This is a genomic window from Microvirga sp. BF8, assembly GCF_059888585.1.
In genome coordinates, this window is the sequence record NZ_CM187619.1 from 3,519,743 (window position 1) to 3,534,464 (window position 14,722).

At 65.0% G+C, this 14,722-nt stretch carries 10 protein-coding genes and 1 tRNA gene; 3 read left to right on the forward strand and 8 right to left on the reverse strand.

The annotated features are described in order from the left end of the window. Positions 1-451: 451 nt before the first annotated feature. The 3 genes from AC522E_RS16665 to AC522E_RS16675 form a co-directional block, all read right to left on the reverse strand. The gene (locus tag AC522E_RS16665; protein WP_500747366.1) at positions 452-2,332 is read right to left on the reverse strand and encodes a hypothetical protein; all 1,881 of its coding nucleotides are present in this window, start codon (positions 2,330-2,332) and stop codon (positions 452-454) included. Positions 2,333-3,148: 816 nt separating this feature from the next. Then, complete coding sequence (locus AC522E_RS16670) at positions 3,149-3,919, reverse strand: alpha/beta fold hydrolase (RefSeq protein ID WP_500747367.1); 771 nt, start codon at positions 3,917-3,919, stop codon at positions 3,149-3,151. 369 nt (positions 3,920-4,288) lie between these two features. Beyond that, positions 4,289-4,364 (reverse strand) — tRNA-Glu (locus AC522E_RS16675). 65 nt (positions 4,365-4,429) lie between these two features. On the opposite strand from AC522E_RS16675, the gene AC522E_RS16680 reads away from it, so the two are divergent. Together AC522E_RS16680 and rpoH are read left to right on the forward strand one after the other, a co-directional pair. Beyond that, entirely contained in the window at positions 4,430-5,452 is a 1,023-nt protein-coding gene (locus AC522E_RS16680) for an RluA family pseudouridine synthase (RefSeq protein ID WP_500747368.1), read from the forward strand. A 195-nt stretch (positions 5,453-5,647) separates the two neighbouring features. Beyond that, positions 5,648-6,532 carry an RNA polymerase sigma factor RpoH gene (gene rpoH, locus AC522E_RS16685; protein WP_500747369.1) on the forward strand — a complete coding sequence of 295 codons (885 nt, stop codon included), beginning with the start codon at positions 5,648-5,650 and terminating at the stop codon, positions 6,530-6,532. Positions 6,533-6,573: 41 nt separating this feature from the next. Here rpoH and AC522E_RS16690 read toward each other — a convergent pair whose 3' ends face one another. The 3 genes from AC522E_RS16690 to AC522E_RS16700 form a co-directional block, all read right to left on the reverse strand. Further along, positions 6,574-7,755, reverse strand: coding sequence for a histidine kinase (locus AC522E_RS16690; protein ID WP_500747370.1), 1,182 nt, complete (start codon positions 7,753-7,755; stop codon positions 6,574-6,576). 34 nt (positions 7,756-7,789) lie between these two features. Then, positions 7,790-9,082 (reverse strand): adenylosuccinate synthase, encoded by a 1,293-nt coding sequence (locus tag AC522E_RS16695; RefSeq protein WP_500747371.1) that lies wholly within the window; start codon positions 9,080-9,082, stop codon positions 7,790-7,792. 154 nt (positions 9,083-9,236) lie between these two features. After that, on the reverse strand, positions 9,237-10,100 hold the full coding sequence (locus AC522E_RS16700; protein WP_500747372.1) for a type 1 glutamine amidotransferase: 864 nt from the start codon (positions 10,098-10,100) through the stop codon (positions 9,237-9,239). 75 nt (positions 10,101-10,175) lie between these two features. Between AC522E_RS16700 and AC522E_RS16705 the strand changes: the two genes are divergently transcribed. Beyond that, the gene (locus AC522E_RS16705) at positions 10,176-11,081 is read left to right on the forward strand and encodes a DMT family transporter (RefSeq protein ID WP_500747373.1); all 906 of its coding nucleotides are present in this window, start codon (positions 10,176-10,178) and stop codon (positions 11,079-11,081) included. Between the two features lie 360 nt (positions 11,082-11,441). On the opposite strand, the gene serA is transcribed toward AC522E_RS16705, so the two are convergent. Both serA and AC522E_RS16715 read right to left on the reverse strand, forming a co-directional pair. Continuing rightward, the gene (gene serA, locus AC522E_RS16710) at positions 11,442-13,034 is read right to left on the reverse strand and encodes a phosphoglycerate dehydrogenase (RefSeq protein ID WP_500747374.1); all 1,593 of its coding nucleotides are present in this window, start codon (positions 13,032-13,034) and stop codon (positions 11,442-11,444) included. Between the two features lie 123 nt (positions 13,035-13,157). Further along, positions 13,158-14,330, reverse strand: coding sequence for a phosphoserine transaminase (locus AC522E_RS16715; RefSeq protein WP_500747375.1), 1,173 nt, complete (start codon positions 14,328-14,330; stop codon positions 13,158-13,160). Positions 14,331-14,722: the final 392 nt, after the last annotated feature.

Consider the following 14,722-nt stretch of genomic DNA (forward strand, 5'->3'; position numbering starts at 1 on the left):
GACGCGAAGCTGCGTATCGCCACTGCGCACAAAGAATCGCGCATTGCGACCCGGGCCGTCATCGTCACGATCATCATGCATGGCACGTCTGCTCATATGATCTCCGTACCGATCCCACCTGTCGTAACCATCACTCCAACGTCCGCGTGAGTCATCGTCGCGATCTCGAGACGAGGTTTGGCTCAGCGCGGGCGTTCCAAGGAGAGCCAGTCCGGCTGCAATTATGAGGACCTTCCGCATATGGATCTCCGTCAAGCGACGCCACGGAGAATGCGCGCGAACATTCCTTTCAGGCGGCGTCTCGAGTAAGGGCGCTCGGGTGAACCGGGAGATGGGGTCTAGGTTCCACACGGCAGATCTTCGGACGCGAAACCGTCGCAGTGAGGCCACGACGGAATCGCTCGTGGAACGGGCTCGAGACCCGCTCCGCCCGGTGGGCTCCCCGCGCCCCTCAAAGTTGCTCGAGGGTCGGCATGTCCTTTCCGTACCAGTTCTTCTGCAGGAGCCTACGCGCCTCGTCGGCAGCCGTGGCATCGCCCTGAGCCTCGGCAGCACGGAGCAACCCGGCAGCCGCCCATCCGCTGTTGGGCGATCGCTGCAGAGCGGCGCGGAAGGCCGCCTCCGCCTCCTTCGGCTTTCCCTGGGCGATCAGCGCCGCGCCGAGCGACTGGTGCACCGGATAGTACCAGAAGGGCGGCTCCATGTAGGGCAGACGGTCCTGGATCTCAGCTGCCTCGCTGAACAGCGCGGCAGCCATGGCATGGTCGCCTGCATGTTGCGCAATGCGCGCCTCGATCACGCGCGTCGAGATCGTGAGGATGTCGGCTCCCGGCACACCGGCATCGGACAGGGCCGCGATGTCCGGCGTCTGGCCCAGGCGATCGATGGCGGCCACTTCCGCCCTTGCATCGTCGGCTCGCCCGAGACGGGCCAGCGCCACGCCGCGAGCGTAATGCCATGCGGCCTGCACGAATGGGAAATCGCCTTCGGGCGCCTTGAGCGCCAGCACTTCGTCCGGCGCCGCAAAGAGTGCATGGGCATTGAAGGGTGCCGCTGCGATGGGCTGGGTCCACGGAACATCGCGCTTGGTGCGGTCGGACACGATGCCGGCAAGTTTCTGGGCGCCGTCCACCGCCGTGCCGCCATCGCCTCCCATGAGAGCCGAGACCATGACGAAATGGACGTTGTGGGCATAGTATCCCTCCGAGTACAGAAGGCTTGCGCCACCCTGCCCCAGCATCGACTCGTCTGCTGCCACTGCACGCACATTTGCGTCGAGGCTGTCACGCCAGCGGCCCAACCGGTACCAGATATGGCTCGGCATATGCACAAGATGCCCTGCACCGGGCATCAAGGCTTCGAGCCGGGCGGCATGGGGGGCTGCCCGTTCCGGATGATCAGAGGCCTCGACTGCATGGATGTAGAGATGGATGGCGCCCGGATGATCGGGCTTGGCCTGCAACGGCCCGAGCGGCCGCGTTCCGAGAACGGCCTCGATGAGAGCGACCATGCGCTCCGTCTGGCCTTTCGGCGTCTTTCCGCCATCCGCCCAGTAGTCCCAAGGGCTGAGATTCATGAGCGCATCCGCCGTCAGCAGCGCCACATGGGGATCTTGAGGGAAGCGGGCCTGCACGGCTTCCATGGCATCCGCGTAGGCTTGGTCCAACGCCTTGCGGTCGGCGTTCGGATCCTGCGAATGCCGTTGCGACAGAGCCTCGACCAGCGCCGCCTGCATCTCGCCCGCGCCCTGCGTCAATCGCCGCGCCTGATCGAGCACCGCCAAAGCCCGCGCGTTCGCATCCGGCTCCATGGGATAGTTGATGTGCGGGCCGAGAACCCAGGCTTCGCCCCACAGACACATGGTGCAGTTCGGGTCGATTTCCTGGCTGGCCCGGAAGGCGCGGGCGGCCTCCGCGTGATTGAAGCCCCAGCCGAGGCGGTAGCCCTGGTCGAAATAGGCGCGAGCCTCGGGATTGTCGGTGTCAGCGATGGGCCATGAAAGAGCGCCCAGATCGTTTCGGAGAATGGGCCTCGTCTTGGATCTCGGCGCCGCCGCTCCGCGCGGCAGGTCGCGGGCATAGGTTCCAAGTTCCGTTCGCGCCGGCCTGGCCTGGGTATCGATCTGGGACTGCAGTTGCGCCATTGTCGCCCTGTGACCTGGGCCATGCTGTCCTTTTTGCAGGGCATGGAGCAGCCGCACTCTCGGGCTGTCGTGGCTGCCGAGGGGGCAGGCGAGCGCAGTGCCGCCCGCAAGCGTCGCGACGACGGCAGCCGCAGAAAGGAGGGTTTTTCTTGGAGAAAGGTGGACGTGCCGGGTGCGTTGGGTCGTCATGAGCAAGCTTCCCGAATTCGAGGAACGGATGAGCGGCCTGCCCAAACGATGGACGCCGCCCTGTGCTGTCACGGCTGCATGCGGCAACGGCTTGCTCTTGCCTGGCGCACGGCCGGGGGGGCCATGCGCGTCATGTCCGATCGTAGAAGCTCAGCTATTCCGGTGTTTCCGAGGGAATCAGGCGCCATCCCGGCATGGGGCCGCGGCGAGCGTGCTGAGGGAGTTTCACCATGGTCCCCTGCCGGGCCTCTCGGCCTCGAGGACCAGAGGCGATGGAACCCCGCATGGCATGAGGTCGCCAGCCCGTGGTGCAGCCTGTGGCAGGCAAGCAGTGAGGTGACGTTTCCACACATCGAGCACCTCTGCGGCGCTTCGTCCCGACGGAGCAACGCTATCCGGCCAGGACGCTCAAGCAGACCATTGCCGCCGTCATCAGCGGAAATGCAACGACAAATCTCACGAGCGCCGTCGTGAGCGACGGAGCACGACCTTCGGAGGATACAAGAGAAACGGAATGGGCCATAGGACCTCTCCCATCGCTGGCGATGGTCGAGAACCAACGTAGTGTTGGCGGATGGACGTGAATGTGCGGCCGAACACCCGCCGAGCGCAGGGTGATCCGCGTCTCAGCACGTGCCGATGTCGGCCATGTCCCATCGACGGACCGAAGGCTGCTGCCCTCATGCAGCCGCGCAATGCGAGGCCCATGACATGCGAAGGCCGAGGGTCACCTCAAGCGCCGGACCATTCGTCGGGCGCATGGCTAAGGTCTTTGAGGCAGCTTCTGCACACAAGGGCTCGAAGACGTCGCGGATGTCACTGGCGGCCTGCCGCCTTCAGGATCAACGAAGCGATGATGTCGGGCTGCGAGATGAGCGAGAGATGGCTTGCCTTCACTTCGATCGTCTCCGCGCCCATCCGCTTCGCCATGAAGCGCTGCAGGTCCGGATTGATCGTCCGGTCCTCGGTCGAGACGGCATAAAAGCTCGGTTTCGATCGCCATGCCGCCTGCTTCGTCCGGCCAGTCACCAAGGCCTTGTGAAACGGCTCCTGCACGGCGTAGAGCACCTTCGCCCGCTGCTCGGGCAGGTCCCCCGCGAAGTCGTGCAGGAACGCCGCCTCGTTGAGCCGACCCTCATCGCCGTCATACACGATGCCTGCCGTCGCGGGAGGCGTCGGATACTGCATCGCCAGGGCTGCGTAGTCCTCGCCAGCATCTGGCGCCCGCGCAGCGACGTAGACGAGCGCCGAAATCTTTGGATCGACACCTGCTTCTGTGACGATCATGCCGGCGAAGGAATGTCCCACCAATACGGTTGGTCCCACCTGTCGTGCGAGCACGCGCTGAGTCGCCCCAACAGCCTCGTCGAGCGTCGTCAGAGGGTTTTGGACGGATGTGACGTCGAGTCCTGCCGCCTGTAAGCGCGGAATCACCTCCGCCCAGCACGAGCCGTCAGCGAACAGCCCATGTACCAGCACCACGTTTTTCGCTGCTGTAACAGGATCTGCTGCTCGTGCAGGGTTCCACCGGAGCGGCGTCGTTGCGCCAACGGCCACGAGCATTCGGAGGAAAGTTCGGCGATCCATGGAGGGCTCCCAGGCATCGACATGCTGCGACGACCGCCGGATCGGCAGCGGCGCGTTAGGCCCCAATGCCTACGTTTCCAGATCATTATGACGATTGTGGGCCTCGCCCCGACGGTGGAGCGGCGTCGTCTGTACGAAACCGGAGAGGCGGACGCTCCGTTCGATCCATGAGCCGAGTGTCACTCGCAGGACATGTCGGAGGCGGCGACAAAGCAGCTTCGTGGCGACATGCCGGGTTATCGGGAAGCAACCGGCTCGACTTTGACCGCCGTGGTGCCATCGACCCAAGCCGCATCCTGAATGCCGACTTCGAGTCGGGCCCGGAGCCAGGACCTGTAAGTCATAAACGCGCTGGCTTGCTGAAACCTTTGGCGCTCCCTAGGGGACTCGAACCCCTGTTTTCGCCGTGAGAGGGCGACGTCCTAGACCGCTAGACGAAGGGAGCTAGCAAGGTGAAGGCCGCTCGTATAACGACCTCAGGGAAACCCTTCAAGTCCTTTTGCTGGAAAAATGCGAAAAGGCCACGTCGATGAGGATGCAGTGAGCGGCGAAACGCAGAAAGAATGGATCCTGGAGGCCGAAGCCCCCGCAGAGCGGCTCGACCGGGTGCTGGCGCGGCTTGCCGGCGAGTTGTCGCGGAGTCGTCTGCAGGCGCTCATCCGCGATGGACAGGTGGACATCGATGGCGTGCCGGCCCTCGACCCGAGTCGCAAGGTTGCCGGCGGAGCCCGGATCAGCCTCCTGGTTCCGGCGCCGGTCGCGCCCGAGCCCCAGGGCGAGACGATGGCGCTGGCCATCGTCTACGAGGACGACGATCTGATCGTCATCGACAAGCCGGCCGGACTGGTGGTCCACCCGGCGGCGGGCCATGAATCGGGGACACTGGTCAACGCGCTCATCGCCCATTGCGGCGACAGCCTCTCCGGCATCGGCGGCGTCAAGCGGCCGGGCATCGTTCACCGTCTCGACAAGGATACGTCGGGCCTCCTCGTCGTCGCCAAGAACGACAGGGCCCATCAGGGTCTCGCTGCGCAGTTCGCCGATCACGGCCGTACGGGCCTGCTGGAACGCGCCTACCTCGCCATCGTCTGGGGCGTTCCGTCCCGGCAGCACGGAACGGTGGAGGCGGCGCTGGCGCGCAGTGTTCACAATCGCGAGAAAATTGCCGTCGTCTCCGACGAGCGCGGGCGCTCCGCCATCACACATTTCGAGTTGCTCGAGCCCCTGCCCGCCTCCGCTCCGGTGGCAAGCCTCGTGCGCTGCATCCTCGAGACGGGGCGAACCCACCAGATCCGGGTGCACATGGCCCATCTCGGCCATCCGCTCCTGGGCGATTCCCTCTATGGTTCGGGCTTCAAGACCAAGGCCAACCGCCTGTCGGCGCCGCAGCAGGCCGTCCTGCATGCCCTGGGACGGCAGGCCCTCCACGCGGCCGTCCTCGGCTTCGAGCATCCCCGAACCGGCGAGTTCCTTCGCTTCGAGAGCCCGCTTCCGGCCGACATGGAGGCGCTTCTCACAGCCCTGCGTGGATGACGGACGAGCGGCAATGCGTCGCAAAAATCTGCCAAGCCGGCACCCTTGCGGATTCCGCGCGTTGTTCCGTCCTGAAGCCTGACGCCTCTGTTCTGACAAGGTTCGACCGTTTATATAGAATGTGGCGGCCGGCCACCGATGGGGGCCGCCTCAGGCTTGCCTCATCTCAAGAGGGGGCCAAGAGAGGAGATCGATATGGCTGCAGCGCTTCCAGTGCTTGCCAATGAAGGGGGCCTTTCGCGCTATCTCGACGAAATTCGTCGGTTCCCCATGCTCGAGCCGCATGAGGAATACATGCTTGCCAAAAGCTGGCGGGAGCATGGCGATCGCGAAGCCGCTCACAAGCTCGTCACATCCCACCTGCGTCTCGTGGCGAAGATCGCCATGGGCTATCGCGGCTACGGCCTGCCGATCAGCGAGGTCGTGTCGGAAGGGAATGTCGGCCTGATGCAGGCCGTCAAGCGGTTCGAGCCCGAGAAAGGCTTTCGCCTCGCCACATATGCCATGTGGTGGATCAAAGCCGCGATTCAAGAATACATCCTGCGTTCCTGGTCCCTCGTGAAGATGGGAACCACAGCGAACCAGAAGAAGCTGTTCTTCAACCTGCGCAAGGCCAAGGGCCGCATTTCGGCTCTCGACGAAGGCGACCTGCGCCCCGACCAGGTGAAGCAGATCGCCACCCAGCTCGGCGTGAATGAGCAGGACGTGGTGGAGATGAACCGCCGCCTCGGCGGCGACGCCTCGCTCAACGCGCCCCTGCGGGAGGAAGGCGAAGGCGAATGGCAGGACTGGCTCGTGGACAGCGGAGAAAGCCAGGAGCAGATGCTCGTGCAGGAGGAAGAAGGGCAGAACCGCCTTTCGGCCCTGCGCAGTGCCCTGTCCGTCCTGAACCCGCGCGAGCGCCGCATTTTCGAGGCAAGGCGCCTCTCCGACGATCCGATCACGCTCGAAGAGCTTTCGACCGAATTCGGTGTCTCCCGCGAGCGCGTCCGGCAGATCGAGGTGCGCGCCTTCGAGAAGGTTCAGGAGGCGGTCAAGAAGAACCTGGCCAAGATCGAGACGGCGGAAGAGGCGCATTGACGCCCCCCGCCTGAGGGAAAGCCGCGGTCACCGCGGCTTTTTTATTGCCATTGGCTGAAGGCGCTGTTGATGATCTGTGCGCCGGAAGAGCCCTTCTCGAAGCTGAGAATGGCCCGCTGTCCCGACGCCATGCGGACCGGCAGGTCGATCCAGTTGCGGCGGACGAACAGCTCCGTATTGCGCTCCACATCGCCGGACAGGTTCGACAGGCCGATCAGGAAGAGATTTTCGCGCACCGGCACCGGCAGGCCGGCAACCGGGGTTCCGCGGGCGGCTTCCTCGTCCTTGAACTGCAGCAAGCCCACGTCCCTGATCACGCGCCCGCTGTCTCCGGCGCGGGTGGTGAAGGAGATCTCGACCGTATGGGACGCGGGGAGCGTCGCATCGAGATTGCGGCGCAGCACCATCTTCATGGTCAGGCCGGCATCCGGGATGTCGATATTGGCCGTGACAGCCCGCTGCAGCGGCTGCCCCTGGCCGGGATTGATATCCTCCAGGCGCCAGACGACGCGGCCCGTCTGCGCCTTGGGAGTCTGGGGAGTGGTAGGGTCTTCCTCATAGAGGACGGCACGCTGCGCGACGCCGATCTCCTGGCGAGCCTGCGAGGGCGCGGGAGCGGGCGCAGACGGAGCGCCGACGCGATCGTTGTTTTTGCCCGCCTCCGCTGGGGCCGGCGGCGACGTTCCCTCCGCGACCGGCACCTGGGGCGTCAGGTCTTCAGGCTTGTCCCGCCACAGGAAGGCAGCCCCCGCGATCGCGGCGATGACCAGGGCGAGGCCGGCGCCGAGAACGATCGTTCGCCCCCGCTTGTTGCTCTGCATGGCGGGATGAGGGCGGCTTTCAACCCGCGGCCGCGCGGCGGTGTCCGGCCCAGCGTCCAATTCCTCGGATGCGTCTTCCTGCGGAAAAGCCGCGGGAGCCGACAGCGGCACGACGGGCTGGGGCTCGGGCCGACGCGGGGCCTCGTCGGGGATCGTCGTAGCCGGAGCCTTGAGCCCGAAATCGAAGTCCTTGGAGGAAAAGTCGGCTTCCACGCGGACGATAGCGTCATCGAGGGAGCGGCTTTCCTTCTGGATATCCGCCTCCGACAGGGGCGGATCGAGGGAACGCAGCTGGGTCACGAGGGCGGAGCGCGCGCGCTCGTAAACGGCGCGCCGCATTTCGGGCGTCTGGTCGGATAAGCCTTCGACGGCTCGGGCAATCAGTGGGTAATAATCTGCCATTTGCCCTTCGGAATGGCCCGGAGCGCGCCCGCCGTCAACCCTCAAAGGGGTTCTTCATGAGGATTGTGTCGTCGCGCTCCGGCGAGGTGGACAGCACAGCCACCGGCGCTCCGATCAATTCCTCGACGCGGCGAACATACTTGATCGCCTGCGCCGGCAGATCCGCCCAGGATCGTGCTCCAGCGGTCGATCCGCTCCAGCCTTCCATTTCCTCGTAGACCGGCTCGACCCGCGCCTGCGCGCCCTGGCTCGCAGGGAAATAGTCGATGGTCTCGCCATCGAGACGATAGCCGACGCCGATCTTGATCGTGTCGAAACCGTCGAGAATGTCGAGCTTGGTGAGCGCGATGCCGTCGATGCCCGAGGTCTGCACGGTCTGACGCACCAGGGTCGCGTCGAACCATCCACAGCGGCGCTTGCGGCCCGTGACGACGCCGAATTCCTTGCCCTTCTGGCCGATCAGCTCTCCGGTCGCGTCGAAAAGCTCGGTCGGGAACGGCCCCTCGCCGACGCGGGTCGTATAGGCCTTGGCGATGCCAAGGACGTAGCCGACCGCACCCGGTCCGAGACCCGAGCCGGTGGCGGCCTGCCCCGCCACGGTATTCGACGAGGTGACGAAGGGATACGTTCCATGGTCCACATCGAGCAGCGCCCCCTGGGCGCCTTCGAACAGAATGCGCTTGCCGGCCCGGCGCTCCTCGTCGAGAAGGCGCCAGACGGCATCCATGTAGGGAAGAACCTTGGCGGCGACCGAGGAGAGCTCGTCATAGATCGCCTTGGCCTCGAATTCGGGAAGGCCGAAACCGCGGCGCAGCGCGTTATGATGGGCGAGCAGGCGGTCGATCTTCTCCGGCAGGGAGCCGAGATCAGCAAGGTCCATGAGGCGGATGGCCCGACGGCCGGCCTTGTCCTCGTAGGCCGGACCGATGCCGCGCTTGGTCGTCCCGATCTTGGTGCCCGCACTGCCGCTCTCGCGCAGGGCGTCGAGCTCGCGGTGGATGGAGAGGATCAGCGTGGCGTTCTCCGCGATGCGAAGGTTCTCTCGGGTGATCGCGACTCCTTGCTCCGCCAAGCGTTCCACCTCGGCGGCGAGGGCATGCGGGTCGAGCACGACGCCGTTGCCGATGACGGAGAGCTTGTTGGGACGCACGACGCCGGAAGGCAGGAGCGAAAGCTTGTAGACCTTGTCGCCGATCACGAGGGTATGGCCGGCATTGTGACCGCCCTGGAACCGCACGACGACGTCGGCCTGTTCGGACAGCCAATCGACGATCTTGCCCTTGCCCTCGTCGCCCCACTGGGCGCCCACGACAACCACGTTCGCCATCGCTTAAAGCCTCACATGAAAAAACCCTGGCGCAAGGCCAGGGTTTGGGGTGGAAAAACCTTGCAAACTCTCATGGTGGATCGGGCGCGCGAGGTCAAGATGGAATACGCCGCCTCATTCATCCTCACCCTGCGGCAAGGTCTGCCGGCCGCTCTCAGGCCCGCCCGCGGGCGCTCTTCCCCGGCTTGATCCGGTGCTCGATGAAATTGCGGATTTCCCGGGTGCGCCGCTCGGGATCGAGGATTTCGGCATCGAGGCCATGCCGCCATGCGAGATCGAATCGCTTGGGGTCCGCGTGCAGGTCCTCGAGGTCCGTCACGTAGGCGAGCACATCCGCCTCCGTCCGGCAGAAGCCTTCGTCGATCAGAATCCGGGTGCGTCGCCCCAGGATAACGGCCAGTTCTCCGAGGCTGAACTCGGGGTGGTACTGCACACCCCAGAAGGTGCCGTCGTTCACCGTGATCTCGGCGGCCTGAACGACGGAGACCGCATTGGAGGCCAGGATCGTGCAGCCGCTCGGCGGTGTCGTGACCATGTCGAGGTGGATCGCGGGCGCATCATATGCCGCCGGTCTCCCCTCGAGCAGAGGATGCGCGCCTCCGGCCCCGGTCCGCATCAGCCGCCGTGCGAAGCCGACCTCACGGCCGGAGGGATTGCGCCGGACGTCGCCCTCCGCCGCAACAGCCGCGACCTGGAGCCCCCAGCAGGACCCGAAGCTCGGCGTGCCGGAGGCGTAGATCGACCGCATGAGATCGATCTGGCGCAGAATGTCAGGGGTGCGGTCGTAAATGCTGAGATGGGAGCCCGTCAGCACGATGCCGTCATAGGATTCGAGACCAGCGGGGTCGGGAAGATTGGCGCCCTCGTCGGCAGGAAAGGCCAGGTCGCAGATGGCACCCGGCTCGATCTCCTGCAGAACGGCAGCATAGGATTCCGAGGGCATGAGTCCAAAGGTTTCCCGATGGGCCTGCCTTGCACCCTGCGTATTGCCCTCGACGACCAGAAATCTTAAGGCCATGACCTGTTCAAGCCTCCCTTTGGCGCCGGTTTACCCGAACGGCGTGCGGCGGCAAGCGCTCGAGGTCCTGGTGCCATGAAAATCCTGCATTCCCTCTGGCGGGGAACCTTCGGACAGGCCTATCTCCTGCTCGCCGCCACCGCCCTATTCTGGGGCGGCAACGCCATCGCCGGACGGCTGGCGGTCGGTGAGATTTCGCCCATGGCCCTGACCTGCCTGCGCTGGGTGGTAGTGGTCTGCGTCCTGGTGCCCCTGCTTGGTTCGAAGCTCGTCGCCGAATGGTCCATGCTCCGGCGAAGCTGGCTCTTCATCGTAGTCATGGGCACGTTTGGATTCACGGCCTTCAACGCCCTGTTCTATGGCGCCGCCCATTACACTACCGCCGTCAATCTAACGATCTTCCAGGGCGCGATCCCGGTTCTCGTGCTTCTCGGCACGGTGGTCGTCTTCGGCGCGAGGATCCGGGCCCTGCAGATCCTCGGCATGATCGTGACCATGGCGGGCGTAGTCATCGTCTCGGTCAAGGCGGACCTTCAGATCCTGCGGACGCTCGGCCTCAATATCGGCGACGTGTGGACGCTGATCGCCTGCGTCTTCTACGCGGGATACACCCTCGGCCTGCGGCGGCGCCCGGCGATTTCGGGACTGGTATTCTTCACTGCTCTCGCCATCGTGGCCCTTCTGAGCTCCCTGCCCCTCCTCGCCCTCGAGATCGCCCATGGTACAGTGCAGTGGCCGACCTTCAAGGGGTGGCTGGTGCTGGTCTATGTCGGCCTGATGCCCTCGCTCGTCGCCCAGATCTTCTTCATGCGCGGTGTCGAGCTGATCGGGCCCGCGCGGGCGGGCCTGTTCGTGAACCTAGTGCCGGTCTTCGGCGCGCTGCTCGCCGTCATCCTGCTCGGCGAGCCGTTTGCCTATTATCACGCCCTCGGCCTGGTCCTGGTGCTCGGCGGCATCTGGCTGGCGGAGCGACGGGCTTAAGCACGAGCATTGTCATTCCGGGACGGCCCTCTTTGGGTCAGGCCCAACCCGAAGGACCACGCGAAGCGGGAAATCCGTGGCCGCTCACGGTTCAAAACCGACGATTGCGGCAGTCGCTGCTCTTATCCTGAACTGATGGAGATGATCGGTTCCGGGCTCGGCTTTTGCGGCCCCGGAATGACAGGAGGTGATACCCTCACGCGTCATTCCGGGACAGCGCGCCGCGCTGGGCCCGGAACCCATAAACACGACGGTTCGGCAGAGACAATTGCGGCAGCCGCTGCGCCTTCCCATCAAGTCCGGTGGCCATGGATTCCGGGCTCACGCCGAAGGCGCGAGCGCGGAATGACGGTACGTTGTTCAGAACCGCACGGAGCGAGCGCGCTTCACCTGCGGAATCTCCTCGATCTTGCGCAGGAGTTCGTCACTCACGGGCTGATCGACCGAGACGAAGCAGATGGCGTCGCCGCCGGGCTTGTCGCGGCCGAGGGCGAAGGTCGCGACATTGACGCCGGATTCGCCGAGCAGGGTGCCGAAGCGACCGATGAAGCCTGGCTTGTCGTCGTTGCGCACATAGATCATGTGCGGCGCGAACTCGGCATCGACCGCAATGTCGCGAATCTCGGTGACGCGCGGCTTGCCGTCCTGGAACACGGTGCCGCCGGCATGGCGCGAGGTATCCTCGGCGACGACCACGATGCGGATGAAGCTCTCGTAATCGCGTGCCACGGTCTCGCGCTTGACCTCCTCCACCGTGATGCCGCGTTCGCGGGCGACCACGGGGGCCGAGACCATGTTGATATCCTGGAGGAAGGGACGCAGCACGCCGGTGACGGCAGCCGAGGTGAGCGCGCGGGTGTTCATTTCCGCCACGTCGCCTTCATACTCGATGCGGATGCCCTTGATCGGCGCTTCGGTCAGCTGGCCGAGGAACGAACCGAGCTTCTCCGCCAACGCCACGAACGGCTTCAGGCGCGGCGCTTCCTCCGCCGTGATCGAGGGGAAGTTCACCGCGTTCTGGATCGCGCCCTGGAGCAGGTAGTCTGACATCTGCTCGGCCACCTGGAGCGCAACGTTCTCCTGCGCCTCGGTGGTCGCTGCGCCCAGATGCGGCGTGCAGACCACATTCGGATGGCCGAAGAGCGGATTGGCGGTCGCCGGCTCCTCCGTGAACACGTCGAAGGCCGCGCCCGCCACATGGCCGGAATCGAGCGCCGCGCGCAGGGCCGTCTCGTCGACAAGGCCGCCGCGGGCGCAGTTGATGATACGGACACCCTTCTTCGTCTTGGCGATGTTCTCTGCCGAGAGGATGTTCTTCGTCTTCTCCGTCATCGGCACATGAAGCGTGATGATGTCGGCACGGCGCAGGAGCTCGTCGAGCTCCACCTTCTCGACGCCGAGTTCGACGGCACGCTCCGGCGACAGGAAAGGATCGTAGGCGATCACGCGCATGCGCAGGCCGATGCCGCGCTCGGCGACGATGGAGCCGATGTTGCCGCATCCAATGATGCCGAGCACCTTGCCGGTCAGCTCGACGCCCATGAAGCGGTTCTTCTCCCACTTACCGGCCTGAGTCGACGCATCGGCCTGCGGGATCTGGCGCGCAAGCGCGAACATCATGGCGATGGCGTGCTCGGCAGTGGTGATCGAATTGCCGAAGGGCGTGTTCATTACGATGATGCCCTTCGCCGTGGCGGCGGGGATCTCGACATTGTCGACGCCGATGCCGGCGCGGCCGATTACCTTCAGGTTCTTCGCCTGTTCGAGGATCTTGGCCGTGACCTTGGTGGCGGAGCGGATCGCAAGGCCGTCATACTCGCCGATCACGGCGGCGAGCTTGTCCTTGTCCTTGCCGAGATCCGGCTGGAAGTCCACGTCGATGCCGCGATCCTTGAAGATCTGCACGGCAGCGGGCGAAAGGGCGTCGGAAATGAGTACGCGGGGTTTGAGCATGGGATTGCACCGATCACGTCGTCCTGGCCAAGCGCAGCGCCTGCCGGAATCGTTGAAACGAGTTGAGCTGGTTCGGGCGCTCCCGGATTGCAGCCTTGCTGCATCCGGGATGACGCATTGAGATCACGCCGCTTTCGCGAGCTTCGCCTTTTCCTGCGCGAAAGCCCAGTCGAGCCATGGCGTCAGGGCCTGGAGGTCGGAGGCTTCCACCGTCGCGCCGCACCAGATGCGAAGACCGGGAGGCGCATCGCGATAGGCGCCGATATCGAAGGCGACGCCCTCCTTGTCGAGGATGGCGGCAATGCCCTTGGCGACCTGGGCCACGGCCTCAGGTCCTTTCGCGACGACGTCCGGGTCGGAGATCACGAGGCAGACGCTGGTGTTGGACGCCGTCGCCGGGACCTTGGCGAGGTTGGCGATCCACGGGGTCTTCGCAACCCAGTCGAGGATGACTTTCGCATTGGCATCGGCCTTGGCGAGGAGCCCGTTAAGGCCGCCGACGCTTTGCGCCCATTCCAGCGCGTCGATATAGTCCTCCACGCAGAGCATGGACGGGGTGTTGATGGTCTCACCCTCGAAGATACCCTCGATGAGCTTGCCGCCCTTGGTCATGCGGAAGATCTTCGGCAGCGGCCAAGCGGGCTTGTAGGTCTCGAGCCGCTCGACCGCGCGGGGCGAGAGGATGAGCATGCCGTGGGCTGCCTCGCCGCCGAGCACCTTCTGCCAGGAGAAGGTGACGACATCGAGCTTGGCGAAATCGAGCTTCTGCGCGAAGGCCGCCGATGTGGCGTCGCAGATGGTCAGGCCTTCGCGATCCGCCGCGATCCAGTCCGCATTCGGAACGCGCACTCCGGAGGTGGTGCCGTTCCAGGTGAAGACCACGTCGCGTGTCTTGGTGTCGACCCCGGAGAGATCGGGAAGCTCGCCGTAGGGCGCGGTGATGACGCGCGCATCCGCAAGCTTCAGCTGCTTGACCACGTCCGTGACCCAGCCCTCGCCGAAGCTCTCCCAGGCCAGCATGTCGACCGGACGAGCACCGAGTATCGACCACAGGGCCATCTCGACCGCGCCGGTATCGGACGCCGGGACGATGCCGATGCGGTAATCCGCCGGGACCTCCAGCACCTCGCGGGTGAGATCGATGGCGCGCTTCAGGCGCGCCTTGCCGAGCTTGGCCCGATGCGAGCGGCCGAGGCTGTCGGTCTTGAGATTTTGGAGAGACCATCCGGGGCGCTTCGCGCAGGGGCCGGACGAAAAGAAAGGCGCGCGCGGGCGCGCATTGGGCAGGTCTGTCATGTCATTCCATCCTTACAGATGGGCGCCCCTCGTTGGGGAGAGGTGTCCCGCCGACGGGTATGACGGAGTGTGATATTCCGGTCAAGACAAATCGGCGACTTTCGCCCCGATCGCCGGCACGGCCCCGGGTGAGTGCAGCCCGGCCATGCAGCGCCGGACATCGTCGGTCAGTGCTTCCCTGCGAGGCCGAAGCCGTGGCGTCCTCCAGGCACGATCCGCCACATGCCGACTGCATCAATCGGCAATGCCTTAGCCGTCGTCTTGACCCAGTCGCACATGGGATAGCCACAGAGGAGGTGTTTAGGTCCCGCATTCATTTCTGATGTATCCTGTCGCCGTTCCTGATCGACTGGCGGCCGCTCGACGCCCTTCGCAGGACCTTGCCTGACCTC

Coding starts and splice junctions, on each gene's coding strand:
- AC522E_RS16665 (WP_500747366.1), bottom strand. CDS start 2,332: ATGACGACCCAACGCACCCGGCACGTCCACCTTTCTCCAAGAAAAACC.
- AC522E_RS16670 (WP_500747367.1), bottom strand. CDS start 3,919: ATGGATCGCCGAACTTTCCTCCGAATGCTCGTGGCCGTTGGCGCAACG.
- AC522E_RS16680 (WP_500747368.1), top strand. CDS start 4,430: ATGCGAAAAGGCCACGTCGATGAGGATGCAGTGAGCGGCGAAACGCAG.
- rpoH (WP_500747369.1), top strand. CDS start 5,648: ATGGCTGCAGCGCTTCCAGTGCTTGCCAATGAAGGGGGCCTTTCGCGC.
- AC522E_RS16690 (WP_500747370.1), bottom strand. CDS start 7,755: ATGGCAGATTATTACCCACTGATTGCCCGAGCCGTCGAAGGCTTATCC.
- AC522E_RS16695 (WP_500747371.1), bottom strand. CDS start 9,082: ATGGCGAACGTGGTTGTCGTGGGCGCCCAGTGGGGCGACGAGGGCAAG.
- AC522E_RS16700 (WP_500747372.1), bottom strand. CDS start 10,100: ATGGCCTTAAGATTTCTGGTCGTCGAGGGCAATACGCAGGGTGCAAGG.
- AC522E_RS16705 (WP_500747373.1), top strand. CDS start 10,176: ATGAAAATCCTGCATTCCCTCTGGCGGGGAACCTTCGGACAGGCCTAT.
- serA (WP_500747374.1), bottom strand. CDS start 13,034: ATGCTCAAACCCCGCGTACTCATTTCCGACGCCCTTTCGCCCGCTGCC.
- AC522E_RS16715 (WP_500747375.1), bottom strand. CDS start 14,330: ATGACAGACCTGCCCAATGCGCGCCCGCGCGCGCCTTTCTTTTCGTCC.